The organism is Duganella sp. Root1480D1 (assembly GCF_001427305.1).
In the GTDB taxonomy this organism is placed as follows: Bacteria; Pseudomonadota; Gammaproteobacteria; order Burkholderiales; family Burkholderiaceae_D; genus Rugamonas.
Genome location: NZ_LMFZ01000010.1, coordinates 16,105 through 42,199, shown reverse-complemented (window position 1 = coordinate 42,199; position 26,095 = coordinate 16,105). Strand labels below are relative to the sequence as shown.

Below are 26,095 nucleotides of genomic sequence, written 5' to 3'. Positions count from 1 at the left end.
GAGTGACACGGGCCCAACCGTAGCAGATGATGAGCCCGTGTCACAGTTGGGGTGTGACCCCAGGGTGTGACACGGGCTCTTCTGTATCCTAGTGGGTGGGTTTGGCGCGCTGGCGCTGGAAGTCGCTGATCTGGGCCGCGTAGCGTTGCTGCGAGGCTTGGGTGTGCCAGGTGTTCTGCGCTTTGATCATGGCGGCGGCGCCTTGCGGCGTGCCGACGATCTGGTCGATGCGCTTCACCGTCGCCATGCCCCAGGCGTTGCGCGGGCAGGCGATGCCACCCAGCATGGGCTTGTTGTTTTGCGCGATCGGCACTGTTTTCAGCGCGCCAATCTCGGGTTCGGATTTGCTGGCGTATTGCAGGGCGTAGTCGTAGTCGAGCGTGTAGTCGGCGCGGCCATGCGAAACCAGCTTCAGCACATTGCGGCCGTAGTCGCCGACCGAAGTGGTCTCCAGCCTTGAATTGGCGGGCCGCTTTGCCAGCAATGCGTCGACTGCTGAACCGTAGCTGCGGCGCTCCACGATGATGCCGCGCATGGAGGGATCGGCCAGCAATCTTTCCAGATCGATTTCGCCATGGGCGTTCTGCGGCAGCCTTGGCAAGGTGCTTTCCTGCGCCACCAGTTGCAGCGGCGGCACCAGGTTGGTGTTGACGAAATAGGCCAGCTTGTCCCTTTCGGCATTGCGCAAGGCAGCCACCACGCAGGCTTGTTCGCCGCGCTCGATCATCAGCCAGGTGCGTTTTGGATTGGCGTAGATGAAGCGGTGTTCGGCCTCGGGCCAGTGGGCGCTGATGTATAGCACGATCTGGTCGGCGATGCCGGTGGTGGGCTTGCCGTGCACCGGCATCGAGGCGGGCGGAATGTCGGGCATCAGCCAGGTCATCGTGTCGCGTGCCTGCGCTGCCGGTACCAGAAGGGCGGTGAGCAGGGCGCAGGCCAGGCGGTACATTGGCTTTCCTTTAGCGGCGGCCGTACATCATCAATTCGGCCAGCACGGCGCGTGCCGGGGTGGCGACATCGATGGCGGCCAGGCCCAGGCCGAGCAAAGGTTGCAAGGCCGACTCGTTGGCGAAGATGCGGGCCATGGTGTCGGTCAGGCGCACGGTCAGCTTGCGGTCCTGGCGGCGCTGGGCCGCATATTGTTCCAGTGCTTGCGGGGTGGCGCCGCGTGCCAGTGCGCGCGCCAGCTCGGTGGCGTCGCGCAGGCCCAGGTTCAGGCCCTGGCCGGCAACCGGGTGCAAGGTTTGCGCGGCATTGCCGATGGCGACGCTGCGCGCGCTGCCTGTCACGCCGGCGTTCAGGCCAAGAGGGAAGGCCAGGCGGCGCGTGGCTTGCGTGAACCTGCCGAGGCGCTCGCCGAAGGTTTCGCCCAGCTTGGCGAGGAAGGCGGCATCGTCCAGTGCCAGAAGGGCTTGCGCATTGGCCGGACGGGCGCACCACACCAGCGAATAGCCATCGTCCTGCGGCAGCAGGGCCAGCGGGCCTTCATTGGTGAAGCGTTCGTAGGCGCGGTGTGCGACCGGGGCGCTGGTGTGTACCTGGGCGATGATGGCGGTCTGCCGGTAGTCGCGCGTTTGGGCCTTGTCGGCTTGTTCGCCGAACAGGCCGCCCTCGGCTTGCACTACCACCGCTGCGCGCAGCACGCGCGCAGCCTGGCCTTCGCTTTCGAGATGCAGCGTGACGCTGTCGGCGGCTTCGTCGCTGCCGCTGACGCGCACCGGGCGCAGGGCGGCGATCCCGTGGCGCTGGCACACACTGCCCAGCGCTTCGACGATGGCGCCGTAGCGCGTGACATAGCCCAGCGCCGGCAGCTTGTGCTCGTCGCGCGTGATCATGCTGCGCCCGAATTGGCCGCGGCGCGAGACGTGGATTTCGTGGATGGCAGTGGCCTGGATCGGCCAGGCGCCGACCTGCTCGAGGATCTGGCGGCTGCCGTAGGACAGGGCCAGGGTGCGCGGGTCCTGCATGGCCTGTTCGAGCGGCTTGGCGTCCACCAGCACGATGCGCGAGGCATCCATGCCGCGTTTGACCAGCAGCGCCGCCAGCGCCATGCCGGCCGGGCCGGCGCCGCAAATGGCGATATCGTAATCAATCATTTCATCAATGCTTCAATCTCGGCCACCGTCTTGGGCGCGCCGCCCGTCAGCAGCTCATAGCCTTTATCGCGGACGATCACGTCGTCTTCGATGCGGATGCCGATGTTCCAGTACTTTTCCGGCACGCCTTCGGCCGGCCGCACATAGATGCCCGGTTCCACCGTCATTGCCATGCCGGCTTGCAGCAGGCGCGATGGCTTGTCCTCGCGTGCCACGTCGCGGTACAGGCCGACGTCATGCACGTCCATGCCGATCCAGTGGCCGGTGCCGTGCATATAGAACTGCGTGTACTTCTTTTCCGCCAGCACGTCGTCCAGCGTACCTTGCAGCAGGCCGAAGTCCAGCATGCCTTGCGCCAGCACCTGCACGGCGGCGTCGTGGGCGTCGTGGTATTTGCGGCCCGGTTGGATGGCGTCGAAGGCGGCTTGCTGCGCGGCCAGCACCAGTTCGTACAGCTCGCGCTGGGCGGGGCTGAAGCGGCCGTTGACCGGGAAGGTGCGCGTGATGTCGGAGGCGTAGCCATCGAGCTCGCAGCCGGCGTCGATCAGCACCAGGTCGCCGTCTTGGGTGCGGCGGTTGTTGGCGTTGTAGTGCAGCACGCAGGCGTTGGGACCGGACGCCACGATGGGCGTGTAGGCCGGGAACTGCGCACCGTGGCGGCGGAATTCGTGCAGCAGTTCGGCTTCCAGCTCGTATTCGAAGACGCCGGCGCCGTGGGCAGCGGCGAAGCGCATGGCACGCGCGTGGGCTCCCGAGGAAATCTCGCCGGCGCGCAGCATGATGGCGCTTTCGTGCTGGTCCTTGAACAGGCGCATTTCGTCCACCAGCGGCGGCAGGTCGCGCATGGCCGCAGGCGCGGTAGTGCCGCTGCGGGCGAGCCTGCGCACGCCGTCGAGCCAGCGCCGCTGCTGTCCTTCGCCGCCGCGGGCCAGGGGAGCGTACAGCGCGCTGGCATTGGACAGCAGGCGCACCATGTGTTCGTCCAGCGCGCCGATCGGGAAGGCCGAGTCGAAGCCGAATGCTTCGCGGGCGGCATCGGGACCGTAGCGGTAGCCATCCCAGATTTCCGACTGCAGGTGCTTTTCGCGGCAGAACAGGATCGACTGCGCGGCGGCACCGCCATGCGGGGCCACCAGCACCAGCACCGCTTCCGGCTCGCTAAAGCCGCTCAGATAGTAGAAGGAGCTGTCGTGGCGGTAGGGGTATTCGGTGTCGGCATTGCGCGTGGCTTCGGGCGCGGTGCCGATGACCGCCACGCTGCCCGCTTCCATCTGGGCCAGCAGGCGCGCGCGGCGGTCGGAGTATGGTTTCATGCGTTCAGTTCTTCCAGTTGGCGCACGGTGCCGACGTTGACCCATTCGTCCTGGTAGATCTCGCCGCCGATGCGGCCCTGGTCGGCGTATTCGAACAGCAGCTTGCCCAGGCCCGCCTTCTGGCCCGGTGTGATGCCGGCGAACATTTCGGGGCGGTACACGCCGATGTTGGCAAAGTTCCACTTCGGTGTGCCCTGGCCGGAAACGGTGTACAGGTTCAGCGCAAAGTCGCCTTCCGGGTTGTGCCAGGGGTTGGGGGTCAGCCAGATCCAGGCGATGTCGCGCACGTGGGCCGGGTACGGGTCGCCGCGGTGGTCCTTGTCTTTCAGCACGTCCAGCGCTTCCGAGAAGTCGAAGTGCGGGCAGAAGATGTCGCCCGACAGCACCAGGAAGGGTTCATCGCCCAGCAGGTGCAGCGCGTTGGCGATGCCGCCCGCCGTCTCCAGCGCTTCCGCTTCCGGCGAATACCGGATCTTCGCGCCGAACTGCGCGCCGTCGCCCAGTGCCTCCTCGAGCATGTGGCCGAGGTGGGCGTGGTTGATCACGATGTCCGTGATCCCGGCGCGCACCAGGTTCAGGATATGCCACACGATCAGCGGACGGCCGCGCACTTTCAGCAGCGGCTTGGGGCAGGTGTCGGTCAGCGGCCGCATGCGTTCGCCGCGGCCGGCGGCGAGGATCATGGCTTTCATGCGACGCCCCTCAGAAGGTGTAGCCGACTTGCGGCGCGGTGCCTTCCAGCGTGTCGAGCAGCTTGATCAGCGGCTTCAGCTCGCGGTAGCGGTTGGCGGTCTTGCGCACATATTCCATCACGGTCGGCAGGTCGCCCAGGTAATGCGGCTTGCCGTCGCGATAGTTCAGGCGGCAGAAGATGCCGAGGATTTTCAGGTGGCGCTGCAAGGCCATGTATTCGAAGTCCTGGTAGAAATCGTCGAAGTCCTTCTTCACCGGCAGGCCGGCACTGCGCGCGTGCTGCCAGTAGCGGATCAGCCAGTCCAGCACCAGCTCTTCGTCCCACGACACATAGGCGTCGCGCAGCAGCGAGGCGGCGTCATAGGTGATCGGGCCCCATACCGCGTCCTGGAAGTCGAGGATGCCGGGATTGCCTTCGTCCATCCACATCAGGTTGCGCGAGTGGTAGTCGCGGTGCATGAAGACCTGGGGCTGGGCCAGGCAGTTGGCCAGGATCGCCTCGAACACCTTGTCCAGCTCCTGCTGCTGTTTTTCGCTCAGGGTGGTGGCCAGGTGCTTGCCGATGTACCACTCGGGGAAGATGTTCAGTTCGCGCAGCATGAAGGCGCGGTCGAATTCCGGCAGCACGCCGGGCTGGCTGGCTTGCTGGATCTTGACCAGCGACGACAGCGCTTCGGCATACAAGGTGGCGGCCGAATCGTGGTTCAAAGCTTGCAAATACGTGGTGCTGCCAAGGTCGGACAGCAGCAGGAAGCCTTGCGCGATGCTTTCGGCGGCGATTTTCGGCACCGATACGCCGGCCGCCTGCAGCAGGCCCTGGACTTTCACATAAGCGGGCACGTTTTCGCGCTGCGGCGGGGCATCCATGGCGACCAGGGTGGCGCCGTGGGCGGCACGGTGCTGCGGCAGCACGTCAACGCGGAAATAGCGGCGGAAGCTGGCGTCCTCGGAAGCCGGGCGCGCCGAAGCGACGTCCACCAGGCCGGTAGCTTGCAGCCATTCGGTGAGCTCGGCAAGGCGTGGATCGGCGGCTGGGGATGGTGAATTAGATAATAAAGACATTAAAGCAGCCTGCGAAATCCGGTGAGTGGTAAAGATTCCCATATAATAAGGGATTCACATTAAAAAATCGCCTTTATGGTGTTTCTCGCGCCCCACCCATGACCCGGTTCCTGGCACCCCCCAACTCCAAGCGCTGGGCGTTCGCCTTGACCGCCATTGCCGCCGCCACTACGGCGATGTCCGCCCATGCACAGTCGCATGCCGCGGCCAAACGCCCGCCGCATGTGGAAGACAAGAATGCTCCAACCACTGTACGCGCCGAAGACATGTCCGGTCGCCCGGAGCGCGACTTGCGCCTGCTGCGCGACGTGGAAGTCGTGCACGACAAGACGCGCGTGACCGCCGACTCGGCCAGCTTCCAGCAGGTCGAACAGGAACTGGAGGCCAAGGGCAATGTGCGCCTGTGGCGTTTCGGCGACTATTACACGGCCGATGAACTGAAGCTGAACCTGGAAACGGCGCGCGGTTACGCCCTGCAGCCGACCTACCAGCTCGAAACCAACAATGCCCAGGGCAAGGCGCAGCGCATCAACTTCCTGAACGAGGATGAAGCCCAGGTGGTGGACGGCACCTACAGTACCTGCCAGGGCCCCAACCCGGACTGGTACGTGAAGGCGCGTTCGCTCAACCTGGACCAGGGCCGCGATGTCGGCACCGCCGGCGCCACCCTGATCTACTTCAAGGACGTGCCGATCCTGGGCACGCCGGCCATGTCGTTCTCGCTGTCGGGCGCGCGCCGCTCCGGCTGGCTGCCGCCGACCCCGTCCTATTCCTCGCGCGGCGGGGCCGAGCTGCTGGTGCCGTACTACTTCAATATCGCGCCCAACCGCGACCTGACGCTGTACCCGCGCTATATCTCGCGGCGCGGCATGCAACTGGGCGCCGTTGGCCGCTATATCGGCGAAACCGATGCCGGCAACTATTACGAAGGCCGCACCCTGGTCGAGTACCTGCCGAACGACAAGGAGGCCAACCGCGACCGCTGGCAACTGCAAACCGTGCATACGCAAAACCTGGCCAAGGACTGGACCTTTGGCTGGAACCTGCGCGCCGCTTCGGACAACAACTACCCGAACGACTTCTCCAAGACGGTGGCTTCGTCGTCCGAGCGTCAGTTGCTGAAGGAACTGCGCACCGACTACGGCGGCGAATTCTGGAGCCTGACCGCGCGCGCCCAGAAGTACCACGTGCTGCAGGATCCGGGCTGGCCTGCCGACCCGACGCTGTTCGTGTCGCGCCCCTACGACCGCCTGCCGGCCATCAACCTGCACGCGGCGCGCTATGACGTCGGCGGCTTCGACTGGCAGCTCGACTCGGAGCTGACCCGCTTCTGGCACCCGGACCTGATCAAGGGCAACCGCATGGTGGTGGTGCCGCAGGTCAGCTACCCGATCATCGGCACCTCGTATTTCGTGACGCCGAAAGTGATGCTGAACGCCAGCGCCTACCAGCTTGATGCCTTCGGCACCGACCCGTCGCGCTCGCTGCAGCGCGCGGTGCCGACCTTCTCGCTCGACTCGGGCCTGATCTTCGAACGCGACACCAAGTTTGGCGGCAAGAAGCTGACCCAGACCCTGGAGCCGCGCCTGTTCTACGTCTATACGCCGTACCGCAAGCAGGATCAGTTCCCGAACTTCGACACCGCGCCGGCCACCTTCAACTTCTCGCAGATTTTCAGCGAGAACCGCTTCGTCGGCTCCGACCGCATCGGCGACGCCAACCAGGTGACGGCGGCCGTGGTGTCGCGCTTCCTGGAATCGAGTGGCGCGGAACGCCTGCGCCTGGCGTTCGGCCAGCGCTTCTACTTCGCCGACCAGCGCGTGCAGATCGACAATTCGACGCCGGTCAACAGCACCCGTTCCGACCTGCTGCTGGCGGCCACTGGCCGCATCTCCAATTCCTGGGGCATCGACAGCCTGGTGCAGTACAACCCGAGCACCAGCAAGGTCACCACCTCGAATATGTCGCTGCAGTACACGCCGGGCACCTACAAGGTGATCAACGCCGGCTACCGCTATGTGCGCGACAGCTTCAAGAATGCCGACCTGTCGACCCAGTGGCCGTTGTCGGACAAGTGGTTCGGCGTGGGCCGCGTGTCGTACTCGCTGCGCGAACACAAGATGCTGGAAAGTGTGGTGGGCCTGGAATACAACTGCGATTGCTGGGTATTCCGCATGGGCGCGCAGCGCTTCGTCACCACCGCCAAGAAAACCTCGACCCAGTTCTTCTTCCAGCTGGAGTTGAACGGCTTGTCCAAACTCGGTCTCGGCAACCCGCTGGAGGTGCTGAAAAACAGCATCCCTGGCTATCGTCGCGTCAATGAAGGCGTGCGTTAAGCTTTCGATTTCCTCCACACTGATACATGAGCGTTTCAGATATGCACCCGATCAAATTAGCTGTTGCCCTGCTGTGTGCTTCCCTTGCCGTCCCGGTCCTGGCGCAGGACGCCAAGACTGCCAAGCCGGCCGCGCCGGCCGCCGCCAAGGCGGCGCCATCGAAGGGCTTCACGCCGCCTGGCCAGTCGGCCAACGCGCCGATCGACGCCATCGCCGTGATCGTCAACGATGAAGTGATCACCCAGCGCGAACTGAACGAACGCGTGGCCAACATCGTGGCCCGCATGCAGCAGCAGAAACTGGCCTTGCCCGACAGCGCCGAACTGCGCAAGCAGGTGCTGGAACGCATTATCGTGGAACGCGCCCAGCTCCAGTTGGCCAAGGAAATGGGCGTGCGGGTCGACGACAACATGCTCGACCGCGCCATCGCCCGCATCGCCGAACAGCAGAAGATGACGGTGCAGCAGTTGCGCAACCAGATGGAGAAGGAAGGCACCACCTTCTCTTCCTTCCGCGAAGAGATCCGCGAAGAGATCATCATGCAGCGCCTGCGCGAATATGAGGTCGACAACAAGATCACCATCGGCGAAGCGGAAGTGGACAACTTCATCGCTGCCGAAAAAGCGGCTGCCTCCGAGCAGTTCGAGCTGAATATCTCGCAGATCATGGTGCGTATCCCGGAAAACGCTTCGGCGGACGTGATCGGCCAGCGCCAGAAGCGCGCCGAGGAAGTGCTGCGCCAGCTGCGCACCGGCGCCGACTTCGCCAAGATGGCTGCCACCTATTCCGACGCTTCCGACGCGCTGGAGGGCGGCGCCGTCGGCTGGCGCCCGGGCAGCGCGCTGCCGCCGATCTTCGCCGAAGCGCTCAACAAGCTGAAGCCGGGCCAGAACACCCCGATCATCAAGAGCGCGGCCGGCTTCCACATCCTGAAGCTGGTCGACAAGCGCAGCATGGCCGATGCGGCCGCGCAGGAAACCGTGCAGCAGACCCACGCCCGCCACATCCTGCTGAAGGTGACGCCGACCATGAGCGCGGCCGACGCCAAGCGCAAGCTGCTGGAACTGAAGGAGCGCCTGGACAACAAGGCCGCCAAGTTCGAGGAACTGGCGCGCCTGTTCTCCAACGACAGCAGCGCAAACAAGGGCGGCGACATGGGCTGGCTGTACCCGGGCGACACCGTGCCGGAATTCGAGCAGGCCATGAACGGCCTGAAGCTAGGCCAGGTATCCGAGCCGGTGGAAACCTCCTTCGGCTACCACCTGATCGAAGTGCTGGAGCGTAAATCGGACGACGTCTCGAAAGAGAAGCAGCGCGCCGCCGCCCGCAACGCCCTGCGCGAGCGCAAGCTGGTGGAAGCGGTGGAAGACTGGCAGCGCCAGGTGCGCGACCGCGCCTACGTCGAATTCCGCGACGAATCGCTGAAATAAGCAGGCGGGGGACACCATGAGCGCCAACCTGCAAGCACGGCGCCCAGGTGTGCGCCCCGGAGTCCGTCCGGTCATTGCAATCACCACCGGCGAACCGGCCGGCATCGGGCCGGAAATCGCCATCCGGGCGGCATGGGCCATGCGGCACCAGGTCAATGCGGTGCTGGTGGGCGATGCCGCCTTCCTGGCCATGACTGCATCGGCCATCGACCCCGAGATCCGCATCAGCGCCGTCACCACCATGGCGGCGCGCAATGCCGGCCTGCCGCACTTCGGCGCCGACCGCCTGTGCGCGCTGGACATCCCGCTCGGCGCCCACGTGCAGCCCGGCGTGCTGGACAAGGAAAACGGCCGCTACGTGCTGTCCACGCTGGACGCCGCCATTGAAGGCATCCGCGCCGGCTGGTTCGAAGCGGTAGCCACCGCGCCGGTGCAGAAATCCACCATCAACGACGCCGGCGTGCCGTTCTCCGGCCATACCGAATATTTTGCCGAGCAGACCGGCACCGCGCGCGTGGTGATGATGCTGGCCGGCGATGCCAACGGCATGCCGTTACGCGTGGCCCTGGCCACCACCCATCTGCCGCTGAAAGACGTCAGCGCCGCGCTCACGCAAAAGAGCCTGGCGCAAACGCTGGACATCATCGACGCCGACTTGCGCGGCAAGTTCGGCATCGCCGCGCCGCGCATCCTGGTGGCGGGCCTGAACCCGCACGCCGGCGAAAACGGCTACCTGGGCCGCGAAGAAATCGACACCATCACACCCGCGCTGGAAGCGGCCCGGACGCGCGGCATCGACGCGCGCGGCCCGTACCCGGCCGACACCCTGTTCCAGCACAAATACCTGAAAGACGCCGACTGCGTGCTGGCCATGTACCACGACCAGGGTTTGCCTGTGCTGAAGTACGCCACCTTCGGCCACGGGATCAACATCACGCTCGGCCTGCCGCTGATCCGCACCTCGGTCGACCACGGCACCGCGCTCGACCTGGCGGCGCAAGGCCTGGGCCGCGCCGACTGCTCCAGCATGCAGGCCGCGCTGCAAGCGGCGCTGCAGATGGTGCAGGCCAACCCGGCCAGCCAATAAGAAAGACAGAACATGAAACACATTGCCCGCAAACGCTTCGGCCAGAACTTCCTGCAGGACGACCGCGTCCTCGGCGACATCATCGATTCCATCGCGCCGGCCGCCGGCGACACCATGGTGGAAATCGGCCCCGGCCTGGCCGCCATGACCGACCTGCTGCTCAAGTCCCTGCCGCACATGCACGTGGTGGAGCTGGACCGCGACCTGGTGGCGCGCCTGGAACAGCGCTACCCGCGCGAAAAGCTGACCATCCACGCCGGCGACGCGCTGAAATTCGACTTCGGCTACATTCCGGTGCCGGAAGGGAAAAAGCTGCGCGTGGTGGGCAACCTGCCGTACAACATTTCGTCGCCGCTGCTGTTCCACCTGGCCGAGTTCGCGCCCGTCGTGCAAGACCAGCATTTCATGCTGCAAAAGGAAGTGGTGGAACGCATGGTGGCCGAGCCGGGCACCAAGGCCTATAGCCGACTGTCGGTGATGCTGCAGTGGCGCTACCGCATGGCCATGCTGTTCATCGTGCCGCCGGACGCCTTCGACCCGCCGCCGAAAGTCGATTCGGCCATCGTGCGCATGATCCCGATCGAAAAGCCGCTGGCCTGCGACCAGGCGCGGCTGGAAGCCGTGGTGCAGAAAGCCTTTTCGCAGCGCCGCAAGGTGATCCGCAACTGCGTGGCCGGCATGTTCACCGAAGCGCAGCTGGTGGCGGCCGGCATCAATCCGCAAGACCGGCCGGAAGCGGTCCCGGTGGAAGCCTACGTGGCGCTGGCCAACCTGCCGGTTTGAAAGTCGGGGTCAGCTCCGGCAATCGGACACAAAGTGTCCGATTGCCGGAGCTGACCCCGACTTTCACCTTAGCGGGCGGCGGTCAGTTCCAGCACCTGGTCGGCCACGCGGTCCCAGGTGAAGGCTTTGGCGTACTCCAGGCTGGCTTCGCTGACGCTGCGCCAGTAGTCCGGCTGTTCGAATTTCAGGATCTCGCTGCGCCAGGCCGCGGCATCCAGGTGCGCCGGGTAGCGCGGATGGTCCTTGGCCCAGACCTTGATGCTGTCGAGTCCGTGCGTCAGTACCGGAATCCCGGCCGCCATCCCTTCCAGGATGGTCAGGCCAAAACTCTCCAGCTCGGTCGGATGCAGCAGCAGGAAGGCTTGGCGCAGGATGCCTATCACTGCGTCCTGGCGCTGGCGGCCGTGGAACGTCATGCTGGGCTCCTGCCCGTACCTCGCCAGCATGCTGGCCAGCAGCGGACCGTCGCCCACGATATCGAGGTGGTAGCCTTGCCGGGCCAGGCCGCTTTGCAGGAAGAAATCGGCCAGCCAATCCACGTTCTTGCTGCCATCCAGGCGGCCGATGTACAGCAAGCGCTTGGCGCCCGGGTAGGGCGGCGGGCCGGCCGGGAAAAACGCATCGTCGACGCCCAGCGGCAGCGACTGGATTTCCAGGCCCCATTTGCGCCGGGTCTTCTGCGCCGCCCGGTAGCCCAGGTAAAACACGTCCTTGGCCGGCACCTGGCGGAAGAATCCGCGCATCGATACCCCGGGCAGGAAATGGCGCAAGCGCTCACGCAAGGCGGGGTAGCGCTTCGACAGCAGGTAGGCATCGGCTTCATAGAACGTCACGATGCGGTCGTAGCGCGACAGCTCGATGCCGGATTTCCCGAGCTCCCTGAAAAAGCTGTAACTCTCGATCTTGAAGCGGCTGGTCATCAGGAGTTTGCTGAGCACGCGGTTGAGCTTGGAGTCGCGCGCGATAAACGGCAGCGTGAGCAACTCGACGCCCTCGACGTCGAACAGGCGCTTGCGGCCGGCGGCCGGCGCGCCGCTCAGCAGCGTAATCCGGGCCTTGTGCCGCAGGCGCTGGCAGAACTGGCTGACCACCGTTTCGGTGCCGCCAATATAGCCGGCCACGGTCGGGCAGATGAACAGCAGGTGGAGTTTTTCTGGTTTCAAGCGGTGGTTGCCTTCAACTTGCGTGCCGCGGCCGGCGCGGATGCGGCATACAGCAGGGCGCCCTGCAGGCCGATGAACATCATCACCCAGGAACGGCTGACCGCCCCCATGAACACGGTGTTGGTAAAGCTGCACAACACCAGCACCAGGGCAAACGCAAACACGATGCGGCCCTCGAACGAGCGGCGCTGCTGCCAGCCGGTCCAGAGCAGCGCGCCATATAGCCAGAGCAGGGCCAGCAGGCCGAAGATGCCGTAAAACGAGGCGTAGAACAGGAAGGCATTGTGCGGTTCGACGAAGGACTTGGCCTCGTCGCCCCGGGACTGGCTGGTCCAGGCGGTCTCAAACCCGGTCGGGCCGCCGCCCACCAGCGGATGGGCGCGGAACACTTCCCAGGCCGTCTTCCACATCTCGAGGCGGTAGCCGAGCGAGGTTTGCGTGACGTTGTGCTGCATCAGCTGCACGTCGCTGGCCGCGTCCCTGATCCTTTTTTGCACGTTAGGGGCCATCAGCAGGGCCACGCTGGCCGCCACGCAGAGCAGGGCGGCCTTGGCCCGGTTCTGCTTGGCGAACAGGTTGGTGATGATGAACGGCAGCAGGACCAGCACCACCCACATGCCGGTGCGCCCCATGCCGGCGCTCAGGCCGAAGAAGAACAGGGCGATGCCGGCCGCATACACGGCCCGGATGCCCTTGCTGCTCTCAAATTTGTAAAGAATCGACAGCAGGACCACGCCAATGGCCAGGAATTGCGAATACAGGATGTAATTGGCAATCAGGGACGGCGGGTCGAGCGGCCACCAGCCCTTGTAGGGCAGCTGGGCGTAGCAAAAGCCGACGAAGATCCCGCATAGCAGCGCGCGCATCCAGGGCAGCACGCGCACCTGGCTGGCGGCCAGGAAGGTCATGACGGCAATCACCCAGTAGTAGCAGTTCTCGAGCTGGGAAAACGGCTTGTGGCCGGCCGGGTGGATCAGTAGCGACAGCACCGGCAGGAGCGCCAGGATGGCCGCCGGCTTGGCCCAGGGCAGGCTGCGCCAGGAACGTGCGGCGTGGCTGAAGCCGCCGCCTGCGGCAAACAGGATGATGGCGATGCCCAGCGCGATAAACAGCAATGCCTTGGACAGGGGAAGGAAGAAGAATGCCGCCGCGTAGGCCTTTTGTGTTGCATTCAGCAGTTTTACCGGTTGGCCCTGGAAGCCTTCTGATGTCATATGTTTTTCCGGCTATGCCGCTTGGGTCGTGAAACTAGGCGACTATAGCTCACAAATATCGCGCTCATCAAGGCTGGCACGGCTGCGGCGCAGGTGGCGACGAGGAAAAAAAAAGCCCGCTCAGGGAGCGGGCTGAATCCATTTCTGTTAAGAAGTGGAGGAGACGGGAGTAAGTATGCTGCGTTGCGGCATATCTTTCCAATTTATTTTTGGAATTCCAGTCATTCCATTTGCTTATATCACGGCGTGCAGCTCACCACGATGTTGGCGCGGTCGGCGTCGCCCATCACGCCGCTGCCGTTGGCCACGCTGCAAGTCTGGCCGGTTGGCTGGGTCAGTACGGTCACGCCATACGCGGTGCCGACCGGGATGCTGCCCGGCACCACAAAGCTGGTGGCGCCCTTGGCGACCGTGATGCCGCCGCTGGTGCTGCCGTTGACCAGCACCAGGCCGTCGGTCGTCAGGTGTTGCACCGTGCCGCCCAGGGTATAGCTGTTTTGCACGCAGGTAATGCCGACATTGATGCTGGTGGTGTGGCCGGCCGAACCGATATTGCTGGTGCCGATCACGGCGCAGGTCATGTGCTCCGGCTGCTGCTTGATGGTGACCTTGTACTCGGTGCCGTAGCTGATGCTGTTGGGGAAACTGAAGGTGGTGGCGCCGGCATTGACGGCCAGGTCGTCACCGCCATTGTTTTGCAGGATCAGGCCGTTGTTGGACAGGCCGGAAATGGTGCCGCCAATGGCGAAACTGGCTTTGCCGCCGCAGGCGGCCAGGGCTACCGCCAGCAGGGCCGCGGCAATGAATTTTGCTTTCATCTGGATTCTTTCTTATTTGCAGGTAACAACCACGGTCAAGTTGACATTGATATTCGTCTTGTCGGCCTTGATGGTGCCGCTGCCGTTGCCGCTGGTGCCGCCGGTCACGGTGCAGGTCTGGTTGGTCGGCTGGCTCAGCACGGTGACACCGTATACGCTGCCGTTGCCGATCGGGCTGCCGAACTGCCAGTTGCCGTTGGCGGCCACGCCCACCGTCTGGGCGCCGTTGGCCAGCACCAGGCCGCTGCCGGTCAGGCCGCTGATGGTGCCGCCCAGCGGGTACGGGTCAGGCGTGCAGGTCACGGTGCTTTGCAGGTAGGTGTAGTAATTGATCTTGCCGGTATTGTTGGCCAGCACGCAGCTCACATTGTCCGGGGTAGTCTTGATCGTCACGCTGAACGGCGCGTCCGGGGCCATCAAGGTCTTGAAGAAATACTGGGCATTGCTGGTGCCGGTGATTTCCAGGTCGTCGCCGCCATTGTTCTGCAGCACCAGGCCGGTACGGTCGATGCCGATCACGTTCACGCCCAGTTGGATGCTGCCATTGCCCTTGCCGCCGCAGGCGGCCAGTCCGGCGACGCACAGCAGCGCGGCGGCGGCAGACAGATACTTACTCTTCATTCCACATTCTCCAGTCGGTTGCGCCCGTGGCGCGGACAAATCGGCGCCTATTTTAGTGCATTTGCTACTTCTTTAGCCGATTTGGCCAGCTTTTCCCTTGTAACAGCTTGCAACCGCGGCGCGGTACAATGCGCCCATGAAGCCGAAAGCCATCCTGTTCGACCTGGACGACACCCTGTGGCCGATCGCGCCCGTCATCGCCGAGGCGGAACTGACGCTGCATGCCTGGCTGGCGGCCCATGCGCCGCAAGTGGCGGCGCAGTGGTCGATCGAGGCCTTGCGCGCGCACCGCGCCGACCTGGCGGCCGCCCGGCCGGAACTGCTGGTCGACCTGGGCCAGCTGCGGCGCGCCAGCCTGCACGCGGCCTTTGCCGCGGCCGGCGCGGATGCGGCCAAGGTCGATGGCGCCATGGCCCATTTCTTCGCCGCGCGCAATGCGGTGACGCCGTATGACGATGTGCTGCCGGGCTTGCTCAAGCTGCGCCAGCATGTGCAACTGGGCACCATTTCCAATGGCAATGCCGACCTCGAAGTGATCGGCCTGGCCCACCATTTCGAGGTATCGCTGGCGGCCGCCCGTTTCGGCGCGGCCAAGCCGGCGCCCGGTATTTTCCGCGCCGCCTGCCAGGCGCTGGACGTGGCGCCGCACGATGCGGTGTACGTCGGTGACGACCTGGCGCTGGACGTGGCGGGCGCGCAGGCGGCCGGCCTGCGCGCGGTGTGGATGAACCGGCGCGGCGCCGCGCTGCCGGACGGCGCGCCACAGCCGGACGCGATTTGCGCCACGCTTGATGAACTGCTTGCGTGGCTGGAACAACAGTTGGCAGAATAGACCTATGCATCTCGATATCCGTGCCCAAACCCTGCTCAAAGCCCTGGTCGAGCGTTACATCGCCGATGGCCAGCCGGTGGGCTCGCGCGCCCTGTCCAAGATTTCCGGGCTGGAGCTGTCGCCGGCCACCATCCGCAACATCATGGCCGACCTGGAAGAGCAGGGCTATGTGGCCAGTCCGCATACCTCGGCGGGCCGGGTGCCGACCCCGCGCGGCTACCGCATCTTTGTCGATACCCTGCTGACGGTGCAGCATATCGACGAGCGCGCGGTGCAGGCCGGCTTGCAGGTGGCGCAGCCGCAAAAGCTGATTGCCAACGCGGCCCAGATGCTGTCCTCGCTGACCCAGTTTGCCGGGGTGGTGGTGGCGCCGCGCCACGAGTCGGTGTTCCAGCAGATCGAATTCCTGCGCCTGGGCGAGAAGCGGGTGCTGCTGGTGATCGTGCTGCCCGGCGGCGACGTGCAAAACCGCATCCTGCTGACCGATGTCGATTACACGCCGGCCCAGTTGCAGCAGTCGGCCAATTTCATCAACCAGCACTATTCCGGGCTGTCGTTCGAGGATGTGCGCGGGCGCCTGCAGCACGAGCTGCGCCAGTTGCGCGACGATATGGGGCGCCTGATGCAGGCGGCAGTGGAGGCCGGCAGCGAGGCCATGGCCGAATCGGCCGACGACATGGTGATCGCCGGCGAGCGCAACTTGCTGTCGGTGGCCGACCTGTCTTCGAACATGAGCTCGCTGCGCGCGATGTTCGACCTGTTCGAGCAGAAGACCGGGCTGATGCAGCTATTGGACGTGTCGTCCAAGGCTTCCGGCGTGCAGATTTTCATCGGCGGCGAGTCGCAGCTGGTGCCGATGGATGAAATGAGCGTGGTGACCGCGCCCTATGAGGCCAACGGCAAGATCGTGGGAACGCTGGGGGTGATCGGGCCGACCCGCATGGCTTACGAGCGGGTGATCCCGATTGTCGATATCACGTCGCGGCTGCTGTCCAACGCGCTCAGCAACCACTAAAAAATAAATGGGGACGTACCCCATTTATTTTTCGCAGAAAAATGGGGTACGTCCCCATTTATTTTTCAGTGCTTGTGCGGGCAGTTGAGCTTGGTGCAGCTGCCGTAGATGGCCAGCGCGTGCTCGGCGATCTTGAAGCCGCGCTCGGCGGCGATGCTTTGCTGGCGCTTTTCGATTTCTTCGTCGACGAATTCTTCCACCCGGCCGCAATCGAGGCAGACCAGGTGGTCGTGGTGCGAGCCTTCGTTGAGCTCGAAAATCGCCTTGCCGCTCTCGAAATGGTTGCGGTTGAGCAAGCCGGCCTGCTCGAACTGGGTCAGCACGCGGTACACGGTGGCCAGGCCGACGTCCATGTTCTCGGCCAGCAGCAGCTTGTACACGTCTTCCGCCGTCAGATGGCGCACGGGACTGCTCTGGAAAATATCGAGGATCTTCAGGCGCGGCAGGGTAGCCTTCAGGCCGGAAGCCTTCAGGTCGGTGGGGCTGTTACTCATGTTTGCTAACGTCAGTTGCGGGAAGTGCTTTATGATATAGCGTTTTAGGCACTTCTGCTCACGGAATTGAGGTATGCATAATATGCGTTTGACCCCGCTGTCTTTGTTGCAACGTAGCACTCCGCTGCTGGCCGCCGCCCTGTTGGCGGCCTGCGCCAGCCAGCCGGCCAGCGTGGCCCCGGTGGAAGCCTCACAGGGGGCCCAGACCACCCAGATCACCAAGACGCAGAAGTTCTTCTGGTTCTTCTCGCCTTACCGGCCCGACATCCAGCAGGGCAATTTCGTCTCCAGGGAAATGCTGGCCCAGCTCAAGAACGGCATGACCAAGGACCAGGTCAAGTTCCTGCTCGGCACGCCGCTGATGGCCGATGCCTTCCACGGCCAGCGCTGGGATTACCCGTTCCGCCTGGCCAAGGGCAATGGCGAGCTGACCACCAGCACGGTGGTGGTGTTCTTCGACAAGGACGACAAGGTGGCGAGCTTCGAGGGCGGCAACCTGCCGACCGAGCAGGAATACATCGCGCGCATCGCCGGCCCGATCAAGGAGTTCAAGAAGGCCGAGGATGCCAAGGGCAACCTGGCGCCGGGCAAGGCGCCGCTGCCGGGCGGCCAGGAATCGGGCACCAAGCAATAAGTTTCAAGAGCATTAAGGAAACAGCAATGACGCAACTGAATATCGCCATCGCCGGCGCCAGCGGCCGCATGGGCCATATGTTGATCGAGGCGGTGCAGAAGGCGCCCGAGGCGCGCCTGTCCGGGGCGCTGGACCGCGCGGGCGCGGCTGCCCTGGGCAGCGATGCCGCCGCCTTTACCGGCCAGCCGGCCGGCGTGGCCATCACCGCCGACCTGGCCAGCGGCCTGGCCGGCGCCGACGTGCTGATCGACTTCACGCGCCCGGAAGGCACCCTGGCCCACCTGGCCTACTGCGCCGAACATGGCGTGAAGATGGTGATCGGCACCACCGGCTTCGACGAAGCTGGCAAGGCGGCCATCGCTGAAGCGGCCAAGCGCACGGCGATCGTGTTCGCGCCGAACATGAGCGTGGGCGTCAACGTCACCCTGAAATTGCTGGAATTTGCGGCCAAGCAGTTCGACCTCGGCTACGACATCGAGATCATCGAAGCGCACCACCGCCACAAGGTCGACGCGCCGTCCGGCACCGCGCTGAAAATGGGCGAGGTGATTGCCGACGCGCTGGGGCGCGACCTGAAGCAGTGCGGCGTGTTCGCGCGCGAAGGCGTGACCGGCCCGCGCGACCCGTCCTCGATCGGCTTTGCCACCGTGCGCGGCGGCGACATCATCGGCGACCATACCGTGATGTTTGCCACCGAGGGCGAACGCATCGAAATCAGCCACAAGTCGTCGTCGCGCCAGCATTACGCCAACGGTTCGCTGCGCGCCGCGCAATTCCTGGCCGACAAGAAGAGCGGCTTGTACGATATGTACGACGTGCTGGGCCTGAACGGCTGATGGAGCACTTTACCTTCGCCAGCTACTGGCAGCGCAGCGACGCGATCAGCCACGCCGTGGCTTACCTGCTGTTGGCGATGTCGCTGGCGTCCTGGTTCTTCATCCTGTGGAAGGGCTGGGCTGCGTGGCGCATCCGGCGCGCGGCGCCGGTGGTGCAGGCGTTCTGGGACGCGCCGACGGTGGCCGATGGCGTGGCGCTGATGGCAGTGCGCGACCAGGAACGCATCTTCGCGGCCGTGGCGCAGGCCGGCGCGCACCAGGTGGCGCATGCCAGGAACGGCAGCATTGCCGCCGAGATGGGACGCTCCGAGCAGGTCACGCGCGTGCTGCGCGATGCGATCCATGTGTCGACCACCCGGCTGGAGTCCGGCTTGACGCTGCTGGCGTCGATCGCCTCGACCGCGCCGTTTGTCGGCCTGCTGGGCACCGTGTGGGGCATCTACCATGCGCTGGCGGCAGTGTCGGCGCAGGGCACGGTGCAGATCGACAAGGTGGCCGGGCCGGTGGGCGAGGCCTTGATCATGACCGGCGTCGGGCTGACCGTGGCAATTCCTGCGGTGCTGGCGTATAACGGTTTTAACCGCATCAACCGCATCACCATGTCCGAGCTCGACGCCTTCGCGCACGACTTGCACGCTTACCTGGCCAGGGATTGAACGGATGGCATTCGGCTCCTTCAACCATCACCGGCAGAAGGAATCCATGGCTGACATCAACGTCACGCCGATGGTGGATGTGATGCTGGTGCTGCTGGTGATCTTCATCATCAGCGCGCCGATGTTTACCAATGCGGTGCAACTGGAGCTGCCCAAGGCGCAGGCCAAGGCGCTGCAGCAGGAAGCCGACACCGTGACGCTGGCCATCGATGCCGCGGGCACGGTCTACTGGAATAACGATGCCTTGCAGGCAGGGGAGCTGGATCAGCGCCTGGCCGAGGCGGCGGGCTTGCCGCAGCAGCCGGAGTTGCAGCTGCGGGCCGACAAGGATACCCGCTATGAAGTGGTGGCGCAGGTGATGGCGGCGGCGCAGTCGCATGGCCTGACCCGTCTTGGTTTCGTCACCGATCCGAAGGAAAAGAAATAATGGCGATTGCCACATTAAACGGCGCCGCGATCGGCGATGAAGCGGCGTTCCACGCTGCCTGCCAGGCGGAACTGGGGTTCCCGCCGGGCTACAGCGCGACCATCGATGCCTGGGTGGACTGCCTGTCCTACCTGCGCGATGAAGACAATATGACGAAGTTCCGGCTCAAGCCGAATGAGGTGCTGGAGATCGTTATTACCGATGCGGCGAAGATGCCGGCGGATTTGCTGGAAGAGATTAGCTTTTGCGTCGGCGGCATCAATGAGCGCTATGACGATTATGGCGAGAAGCCGGCGTTGAGGCTGAGCTTGCGCTAAAACCGGTAAACCAGTGTCTGACCCGCAGGGTCAGACACTGATACGCGGCCGCCGCAGGCCGGTGTCAGACCCGGCAGCTTTACCGGTTTTGTTCGCCCGGCGCCAACGTCAGTACGTCGAACCCGGTCTCGGTCACCGCCACCATATGCTCCCACTGCGCCGACAGCGACCTGTCGGCCGTCACCACCGTCCAGCCATCCGGCAGCGCGCGCGTGGCGTGCTTGCCCGCGTTGATCATCGGCTCGATGGTAAACACCATGCCCGGCTCCAGCAGCAGGCCGGTGCCCGGCCGCCCGTAATGCAGCACCTGCGGGTCTTCGTGGTACACCATGCCGATGCCATGCCCGCAGTAATCGCGCACCACGCTGTAGCCGGCCGCTTCGGCCAGCTTCTGGATCGCATGCCCGACGTCGCCCAGCCGATTGCCCGGCTTGACCGCGCGGATGCCGGCCCACATCGCGTCATAGGTCACTTCGCACAGCTTTTGCGCCGCTTTCGACGGCGTGCCGACGTAGTACATGCGGCTGGTGTCGCCGAACCATTCATCCTTGATGACGGCCACGTCGATGTTGATGATGTCGCCATCCTTCAGCACTTTCTTGGCCGACGGGATGCCGTGGCACACTACCTCGTTGACCGAGGTGCAGACGGTGCCGGTAAAGCCGCCGTAGCCGACGTTGGCCGGGATGACTTTCTGGGTGTGGACGATGTAGTCGTTGCACAGCTGGTCAAGCTGGGCGGTCGAGACGCCCGGCTTGACGTGCGGCGCGATGAAGGTCAGCACGTCGGCCGCCAGTTGGCCGGCCACGCGGGCCAGCTCGACCTGGTCGGGCGTCTTGATCAGGATGGATTTGTTATTGCGTTTGCGCATAGGGGGTGCATGGTATCACGCGACCTTGGCCCTGTCGAAATGCGGGTTCTCAATCAGGCCGAGGACATTACCGAATGGGTCGGCCAGCTCGGCGACCTTGATGCCTTCACCTACTTCCTGAATCTCTGAGTGAGTGCTTGCTCCCAGTGCGAGGATGCGCTGGACTTCTGTTGCGATGTCTTCCACGCCCCAGTAGACCTGGCTGCCGGCCTTGCCGGGCGCGCCGTCCGGCAGCAGGCCCAGCTCGAAGCCGCCGATTTCAAAGCCGACGTAGAACGGTTGGTCGAAGTAGGGTTCTTTCTGGAATACCTTGCTGTACCAGGCCTTGCCGGCTTCCAGGTCGGGGGTAGGGTAGATGGCGGTGCGCAGGCCTTTGATCATGCTGTTCTCCTCTATTGGTGGGGTGATGGGCGCATCTTGCCATGGCTGCGGCGGCGCCGATTGGAAAAATGGAAACTAGTCGAGCAAGAGGTCTTCCGCGCGGCGGTATATCTGGCGCCGTTCTTCGAAGTCGGGCCGCAACTTCGGTGCCAGCAGAACCCCGGCAGGCAGGACGCGCGGCGGCGCGGCTGTCGGAGCCGGTGCCGGTGCGGCTGGACGCTTGGCCTTCTGGCGCTCATTGGCCTCCAGCGCACGGCGCAGGTGCAGCGCCAACTTCCATTCACGCTGGCCGGGCAGCTGGACATAGACGACCTCCCAGGCATTGCGCGCCGAACCCAGCGTCATTTGCGCAAACCGGTTCGGGGAAACTGTCATGCCCTCGTAGACGAGGTCGTCACCGACGACGGCGGCATAGCGCGTGATCGTGTAATTGGAGAGGCGCAGCCGGGTGCCGTCTGGAAGGAACAGCCTTTTCCAGAAGTAGCCGCGTTGCCCGGCAGGCTTGGCGAGTTCGAGTTGGTAGTGTAGCCAGTCGCGGATAGCGCGGTCGGCCAGGTCGGCAGGTTCGATGTCGCTGAAGTGCTCGCTCTGGAAGTCGAGCAGGGCGCGCAGCGTAGAGGCTGAAATGGCGATGCAAAGGCTCGGCGTCATTTTCTTCTCCCTCGCGAGAAGGTGCGATTTTTACCGTAAATTGGTCAGGCCAAACCGCTATTTCGTGCGATTTTTGAGCCTTTTCCGTGATTTTTTCCTTTGGACATGCGAAATCACGGAAAGTTCCCGAAAATCGCAGAAAATAGCGGTTTTGTCAGGCCAATTTGGGCCAAAAATCGCACCTTCTCGCGACAGCGCCGGGAGGCTCACCGTTTGCCCAGATGGGCGTCGGGCGAGTTGCCCGTGAAGTCCTGGAAGTCGCGGATCAGGTGGGACTGGTCGAAATAGCCGCAGTCCAGGGCCACGGTGGCCCAGTCGTGAGCCTGCCGGCCCGCTGTGGCCGGGCCGCTGGCGGCGAGGGCGGCGCGGAAGCGGCAGATGCGGGCGAACAATTTGGGCGACAGGCCGACATGGTCGCGGAACTGGTTGGCGAGATATTGGCGCGAGACGCCAAGCGCGGCGGCCAGCGTTTCCACGCGCAATGCACCGCCACTGGCCTCCAGTTCGGCCACTGCGCGCAAGGCGAGAGCTTGGCCGGCCGGCGCGCCGGCTGCGATACGTGAGGCGAGGGCCGTGGCGGCGCGGGCGCCAGCCGAAGCAACCGAGAGGCGAGCGTACAGCGCCTCGGTCAGCAGCGCCAGGCGTTCGGCATCGCTGCGCGCCACCGACCACAGGGCGTCGCCGAGCCGATCGGCCACCGGGCGGCCCCATAGCAGTTCGAGGTCGGCACGGTCATCGGCCAGGCCGGCCAAGGGCACTGGCCCGACAAACAGGCTGGCCGCCCCTGGCCGGAAGCGCACCGCCACCGTCCGTACCCGGCGCGCAGCCGGCACATCGAACCAAGTGCTCATCATGCCGACAAAGAAGGCCTCGCCGCTGTCCTGCCACAGGATATCGGTGCAATTATCGGGCAGCACCCGGTGCGAAACAGGGGCCACGGCGGGCCCGGCAGGGGCTTCGGACAGCCACAGGCAGTCCACCAGACCGGCCAGCCCCGGCGGGGGCGGAAATTCCTGATATCTCATTCTGACGCGCCGCACCAATGCATTGTTATAATGTCCGGTTCATATCCTCTCATTTTAGTGCGCTCCATCATGCAAGAAAAATATAGTCCAGCAGACGTTGAAAAAGCCGCCCAATCGCACTGGAAGGCGATCGACGCCTACAAAGCCGTCGAAAACGACCCGCGTTTCCCTAAAGGCAAGTACTACGCTTGCTCGATGCTGCCTTACCCTTCGGGCAAGCTGCACATGGGCCACGTGCGCAACTATACGATCAATGACGTGATGTACCGCTACCTGCGGATGAACGGCTACAACGTGCTGATGCCGATGGGCTGGGACGCCTTCGGCATGCCGGCTGAAAACGCGGCAATGGCCAACAACGTGCCGCCAGCCAAATGGACTTACTCCAACATCGACCACATGAAGGAGCAGATGCAGTCGATGGGCCTGGCGATCGACTGGTCGCGCGAAATGGCCGCCTGCAAGCCTGAATACTACAAGTGGAACCAATGGATGTTCCTGAAGATGCTGGAAAAGGGCATCATCTACCAGAAAACCGGTACCGTGAACTGGGACCCGGTCGACCAGACCGTGCTGGCCAACGAGCAGGTGGTCGATGGCCGCGGCTGGCGTTCGGGCGCGCTGATCGAGAAGCGCGAAATCCCGATGTACTACGTCCGCATCACCGACTACGCCGACGAGCTGCTGGACTATGTCGACAACAAGCTGCCAGGCTGGCCTGAGCGCGTGCGCATCATGCAGTCGAACTGGATCGGCAAGAGCACCGGCGTGCGCTTCGCCTTCCCGCACACCATCGCCGGCGCTGACGGTCAGCTGATCAACGACGGCAAGCTGTATGTGTTCACCACCCGTCCCGACACCGTGATGGGCGTGACCTTCTGCGCCGTGGCTGCCGAGCACCCGCTGGCCGCCCACGCCGCGCAAGACAAGCCTGAACTGCAAGCCTTCATCGCCGAATGCAAGATGGGTTCCGTGATCGAGGCCGACATGGCCACCATGGAAAAGAAGGGCATGCCGACCGGCCTGTTCGTGACCCACCCGCTGACCGGCGCACAAGTCGAAGTCTGGATCGGCAACTACGTCCTGATGACCTACGGCGACGGCGCCGTGATGGGCGTGCCGGCGCACGACGAGCGCGATTTCGCCTTCGCCAAGAAATACAAGCTGCCGATCAAGCAGGTGATCGCCGCCGAAGGCCAGTCGTATTCCGACGAAGCCTGGCAGGAATGGTACGGCGACAAGGCCGTCTCGGTGGTGACCAACTCCGGCAAGTACGACGGCCTGCGCTACACCGAGGCGCTGGAAGCGATCGCCGCCGACCTGGCCGAAAAAGGCCTGGGTGAGAAGAAGACCACCTTCCGCCTGCGCGACTGGGGCATTTCGCGCCAGCGCTACTGGGGTACCCCGATCCCGATGATCCACTGCGAGTCCTGCGGCTCGGTGCCGGTGCCTGAGAAGGACCTGCCGGTGGTGCTGCCGGAAGACTGCGTGCCGGATGGCACCGGCAACCCGCTGAACAAGCACGAAGCCTTCCTGAAGTGCGACTGCCCGCAATGCGGCAAGCCTGCGCGCCGCGAGACCGACACCATGGACACCTTCGTCGACTCGTGCTGGTACTACATGCGCTATACCTCGCCAGGTTCGGACAAGGCGATGATCGATGAACGCAACGACTACTGGATGCCGATGGACCAGTACATTGGCGGCATCGAGCACGCCGTGCTGCACCTGCTGTACGCGCGCTTCTGGACCAAGGTCATGCGCGACTTCGGCCTGGTGAAGTTCGACGAGCCGTTCACCAACCTGCTGACCCAGGGCATGGTGCTGAACGAGACCTACTACCGCGAGGAAGCCTCCGGCAAGAAGCACTGGTTCAACCCGGACGACGTGACCCTGACCACCGACGACCGCGGCCGCCCCGTATCAGCCGTGCTGAAGGCCGACGGCCAGCCAGTCAGCCTGGGCGGCATCGAGAAGATGTCCAAGTCCAAGAACAACGGCATCGACCCGCAGGTGCAGATCGAGCAGTACGGCGCCGACACCGCGCGCCTGTTTACCATGTTCGCTTCGCCGCCGGAACAGACCCTGGAGTGGTCCGGCTCCGGCGTGGAAGGTGCCAACCGCTACCTGAAGCGCGTGTGGAACTTCGGCTTCGCCCAGCGTGAGGCGATCCGCGCCGCCGGTTCGCCGCTGGCCGCCGTTGCCGCCACCGAGGAAGGTAAGGCGCTGCGCCGCGAAGTGCACAAGGTGCTGCAGCAGGCCGACTACGACATCAAGCGCATCCAGTACAACACCGTGGTGTCGGCCTGCATGAAGATGCTCAATACCCTGGAATCGGCGAAAGGCGTGGAGCCGGCGGTGCTGGCCGAAGGCTATGCCGTCTTCCTGCGCCTGCTGAATCCGGTGGCGCCGCACATCACCCACGTGCTGTGGCAGGAAATGGCTTACGCCGGCGACATCCTGGATGCCGCCTGGCCGCAAGTCGACCCGGCCGCGCTGGAACAGTCCGAGATCGAGCTGATGATCCAGGTGAACGGCAAGCTGCGCGGCTCGGTGAAGGTGCCGAAGGCCGCCGACAAGGCCGCCATCGAAGCGGCCGCGCTGGCCGAGGAAAGCGTGCAGAAGTTCCTGGAAGGCGCGCCGAAGAAGGTCATCGTGGTACCGGGCAAATTGGTCAATATCGTGGTGTAAGGCAAAGATGACGACGACTCTGAAATCCCGCGGCGCCCTGCGCCGCACCATGCTGGCGCTGGCGGCGCTGGGCGTAGCTGCCGTGGCCACCGGCTGCGGCTTCCACCTGCGCGGCTCCGGCGGCACATATACGCTGCCGTTCAACGCCATCTACGTGGGCTTGCCGGAGTCGTCGCCGCTGGCGATCGAACTCAAGCGCAATATCCGCGTCAACGGCCACACCACCGTGGCCACCAGCAAAGCCGATGCCGACGGCGTGATCGAAGTGCTGACCAACCCGGAAAAGACCCGCACCAAGTCGATCCTGTCGCTGAACAGCAATGGCCGCGTGCGTGAATACCTGCTGAGCTACAACATCCTGTTCCGCGTGACCGACAAGGCCGGCAAGGAACTGCTGGCGCCGACCAATATCGTGCTGGGCCGCCCGATCACCTTCAGCGAAACCCAGCTGCTGGCGAAAGAGCAGGAAGAAGCCCTGCTGTACAAGGACATGCAGGCCGACCTGGTGCAGCAGATGATGCGCCGCATGGCTGCCATCAAGCCGGGCGCCCCGGCGCCGGCGCCGACCCCGTCCGGCGTGCTGCCAGGCGTGCTGTCGGCGCCCGACGTCACCGCCCCTACCGCGCCGGCCGCGCCGCCGGTCCGCTAA

The 26,095-nt window shown here is 64.4% G+C and carries 27 protein-coding genes; 13 read left to right on the top strand and 14 right to left on the bottom strand.

Annotated features, from left to right (window positions below):
- Positions 1–88: 88 nt before the first annotated feature.
- Genes ASD58_RS11715 through ASD58_RS11695 form a run of 5 tightly spaced genes read right to left on the bottom strand, consistent with a single transcriptional unit; the run spans position 89 to position 5,164 of the window.
- Positions 89–949, bottom strand: coding sequence for a TIGR02285 family protein (locus tag ASD58_RS11715; protein ID WP_057261351.1), 861 nt, complete (start codon positions 947–949; stop codon positions 89–91).
- Between the two features lie 10 nt (positions 950–959).
- Complete coding sequence (locus ASD58_RS11710; protein WP_057261350.1) at positions 960–2,096, bottom strand: UbiH/UbiF/VisC/COQ6 family ubiquinone biosynthesis hydroxylase; 1,137 nt, start codon at positions 2,094–2,096, stop codon at positions 960–962.
- Entirely contained in the window at positions 2,093–3,409 is a 1,317-nt protein-coding gene (gene pepP, locus ASD58_RS11705) for a Xaa-Pro aminopeptidase (protein WP_057261349.1), read from the bottom strand. Before pepP ends, ASD58_RS11710 begins: the two co-directional genes overlap by 4 nt.
- A complete protein-coding gene (gene murU, locus ASD58_RS11700; protein ID WP_057261348.1) occupies positions 3,406–4,101 on the bottom strand; it encodes an N-acetylmuramate alpha-1-phosphate uridylyltransferase MurU in 696 nt (231 codons plus the stop codon). Before murU ends, pepP begins: the two co-directional genes overlap by 4 nt.
- Positions 4,102–4,111: 10 nt before the next feature.
- Entirely contained in the window at positions 4,112–5,164 is a 1,053-nt protein-coding gene (locus ASD58_RS11695) for an aminoglycoside phosphotransferase family protein (protein WP_057261347.1), read from the bottom strand.
- Between the two features lie 98 nt (positions 5,165–5,262).
- On the opposite strand from ASD58_RS11695, the gene ASD58_RS11690 reads away from it, so the two are divergent.
- The 4 genes from ASD58_RS11690 to rsmA are packed head-to-tail and all read left to right on the top strand — an operon-like array spanning position 5,263 to position 10,800.
- Positions 5,263–7,500 carry an LPS-assembly protein LptD gene (locus ASD58_RS11690; protein WP_057261346.1) on the top strand — a complete coding sequence of 746 codons (2,238 nt, stop codon included), beginning with the start codon at positions 5,263–5,265 and terminating at the stop codon, positions 7,498–7,500.
- Positions 7,501–7,526: 26 nt separating this feature from the next.
- Positions 7,527–8,930: a peptidylprolyl isomerase gene (locus tag ASD58_RS11685; protein WP_057261345.1), complete on the top strand. Its 1,404-nt coding sequence runs from the start codon at positions 7,527–7,529 to the stop codon at positions 8,928–8,930.
- Positions 8,931–8,946: 16 nt separating this feature from the next.
- Positions 8,947–10,017, top strand: coding sequence for a 4-hydroxythreonine-4-phosphate dehydrogenase PdxA (gene pdxA / locus ASD58_RS11680; RefSeq protein ID WP_057261344.1), 1,071 nt, complete (start codon positions 8,947–8,949; stop codon positions 10,015–10,017).
- Between the two features lie 12 nt (positions 10,018–10,029).
- Complete coding sequence (gene rsmA, locus ASD58_RS11675) at positions 10,030–10,800, top strand: 16S rRNA (adenine(1518)-N(6)/adenine(1519)-N(6))-dimethyltransferase RsmA (protein WP_057261343.1); 771 nt, start codon at positions 10,030–10,032, stop codon at positions 10,798–10,800.
- Positions 10,801–10,868: 68 nt separating this feature from the next.
- Here the strand turns inward: rsmA and ASD58_RS11670 are convergent, their stop codons facing one another.
- From ASD58_RS11670 to ASD58_RS11655, 4 genes are all read right to left on the bottom strand, one after another.
- Positions 10,869–11,963 carry a glycosyltransferase family 4 protein gene (locus ASD58_RS11670; protein ID WP_057261342.1) on the bottom strand — a complete coding sequence of 365 codons (1,095 nt, stop codon included), beginning with the start codon at positions 11,961–11,963 and terminating at the stop codon, positions 10,869–10,871.
- Positions 11,960–13,177 (bottom strand): O-antigen ligase, encoded by a 1,218-nt coding sequence (locus ASD58_RS11665; RefSeq protein WP_057261341.1) that lies wholly within the window; start codon positions 13,175–13,177, stop codon positions 11,960–11,962. Before ASD58_RS11665 ends, ASD58_RS11670 begins: the two co-directional genes overlap by 4 nt.
- Positions 13,178–13,416: 239 nt before the next feature.
- The gene (locus ASD58_RS11660) at positions 13,417–13,995 is read right to left on the bottom strand and encodes a hypothetical protein (protein ID WP_057261340.1); all 579 of its coding nucleotides are present in this window, start codon (positions 13,993–13,995) and stop codon (positions 13,417–13,419) included.
- 12 nt (positions 13,996–14,007) lie between these two features.
- Positions 14,008–14,616, bottom strand: coding sequence for a hypothetical protein (locus ASD58_RS11655; RefSeq protein WP_057261339.1), 609 nt, complete (start codon positions 14,614–14,616; stop codon positions 14,008–14,010).
- A 136-nt stretch (positions 14,617–14,752) separates the two neighbouring features.
- Here ASD58_RS11655 and ASD58_RS11650 point away from each other — a divergent pair, with 136 nt between their 5' ends.
- Both ASD58_RS11650 and hrcA read left to right on the top strand, forming a co-directional pair.
- Positions 14,753–15,448 (top strand): HAD family hydrolase, encoded by a 696-nt coding sequence (locus tag ASD58_RS11650; RefSeq protein ID WP_057261338.1) that lies wholly within the window; start codon positions 14,753–14,755, stop codon positions 15,446–15,448.
- A gap of 4 nt (positions 15,449–15,452) precedes the next feature.
- Positions 15,453–16,463 (top strand): heat-inducible transcriptional repressor HrcA, encoded by a 1,011-nt coding sequence (gene hrcA, locus ASD58_RS11645; RefSeq protein WP_057261337.1) that lies wholly within the window; start codon positions 15,453–15,455, stop codon positions 16,461–16,463.
- Between the two features lie 65 nt (positions 16,464–16,528).
- On the opposite strand, the gene fur is transcribed toward hrcA, so the two are convergent.
- On the bottom strand, positions 16,529–16,957 hold the full coding sequence (gene fur / locus ASD58_RS11640) for a ferric iron uptake transcriptional regulator (RefSeq protein ID WP_057261336.1): 429 nt from the start codon (positions 16,955–16,957) through the stop codon (positions 16,529–16,531).
- Positions 16,958–17,030: 73 nt separating this feature from the next.
- Between fur and ASD58_RS11635 the strand changes: the two genes are divergently transcribed.
- From ASD58_RS11635 to ASD58_RS11615, 5 genes are read left to right on the top strand one after another with little or no spacing between them, the layout of a single operon-like run.
- The gene (locus ASD58_RS11635) at positions 17,031–17,591 is read left to right on the top strand and encodes an outer membrane protein assembly factor BamE (protein ID WP_373994446.1); all 561 of its coding nucleotides are present in this window, start codon (positions 17,031–17,033) and stop codon (positions 17,589–17,591) included.
- Positions 17,592–17,617: 26 nt separating this feature from the next.
- Complete coding sequence (dapB, locus tag ASD58_RS11630; protein ID WP_057261335.1) at positions 17,618–18,427, top strand: 4-hydroxy-tetrahydrodipicolinate reductase; 810 nt, start codon at positions 17,618–17,620, stop codon at positions 18,425–18,427.
- Entirely contained in the window at positions 18,427–19,083 is a 657-nt protein-coding gene (locus tag ASD58_RS11625) for a MotA/TolQ/ExbB proton channel family protein (RefSeq protein ID WP_057261333.1), read from the top strand. The genes dapB and ASD58_RS11625 overlap by 1 nt, the downstream gene beginning before the upstream one ends.
- 4 nt (positions 19,084–19,087) lie before the next feature.
- Positions 19,088–19,510: a biopolymer transporter ExbD gene (locus ASD58_RS11620; protein WP_057261331.1), complete on the top strand. Its 423-nt coding sequence runs from the start codon at positions 19,088–19,090 to the stop codon at positions 19,508–19,510.
- A complete protein-coding gene (locus ASD58_RS11615) occupies positions 19,510–19,827 on the top strand; it encodes a barstar family protein (RefSeq protein ID WP_057261329.1) in 318 nt (105 codons plus the stop codon). The genes ASD58_RS11620 and ASD58_RS11615 overlap by 1 nt, the downstream gene beginning before the upstream one ends.
- A gap of 79 nt (positions 19,828–19,906) precedes the next feature.
- Here the strand turns inward: ASD58_RS11615 and map are convergent, their stop codons facing one another.
- From map to ASD58_RS11595, 4 genes are all read right to left on the bottom strand, one after another.
- Positions 19,907–20,698: a type I methionyl aminopeptidase gene (map, locus tag ASD58_RS11610; RefSeq protein WP_057261328.1), complete on the bottom strand. Its 792-nt coding sequence runs from the start codon at positions 20,696–20,698 to the stop codon at positions 19,907–19,909.
- Positions 20,699–20,713: 15 nt separating this feature from the next.
- Entirely contained in the window at positions 20,714–21,079 is a 366-nt protein-coding gene (locus ASD58_RS11605) for a VOC family protein (RefSeq protein ID WP_057261326.1), read from the bottom strand.
- 75 nt (positions 21,080–21,154) lie between these two features.
- On the bottom strand, positions 21,155–21,730 hold the full coding sequence (locus tag ASD58_RS11600; protein ID WP_057261324.1) for a hypothetical protein: 576 nt from the start codon (positions 21,728–21,730) through the stop codon (positions 21,155–21,157).
- A gap of 206 nt (positions 21,731–21,936) precedes the next feature.
- Positions 21,937–22,755: a helix-turn-helix domain-containing protein gene (locus ASD58_RS11595; protein WP_057261322.1), complete on the bottom strand. Its 819-nt coding sequence runs from the start codon at positions 22,753–22,755 to the stop codon at positions 21,937–21,939.
- Between the two features lie 69 nt (positions 22,756–22,824).
- Here ASD58_RS11595 and leuS point away from each other — a divergent pair, with 69 nt between their 5' ends.
- Positions 22,825–25,446, top strand: a complete 2,622-nt coding sequence (leuS, locus tag ASD58_RS11590) for a leucine--tRNA ligase (protein ID WP_057261320.1) — start codon at positions 22,825–22,827, stop codon at positions 25,444–25,446.
- A 7-nt stretch (positions 25,447–25,453) separates the two neighbouring features.
- Complete coding sequence (gene lptE, locus ASD58_RS11585) at positions 25,454–26,095, top strand: LPS assembly lipoprotein LptE (protein WP_057261318.1); 642 nt, start codon at positions 25,454–25,456, stop codon at positions 26,093–26,095.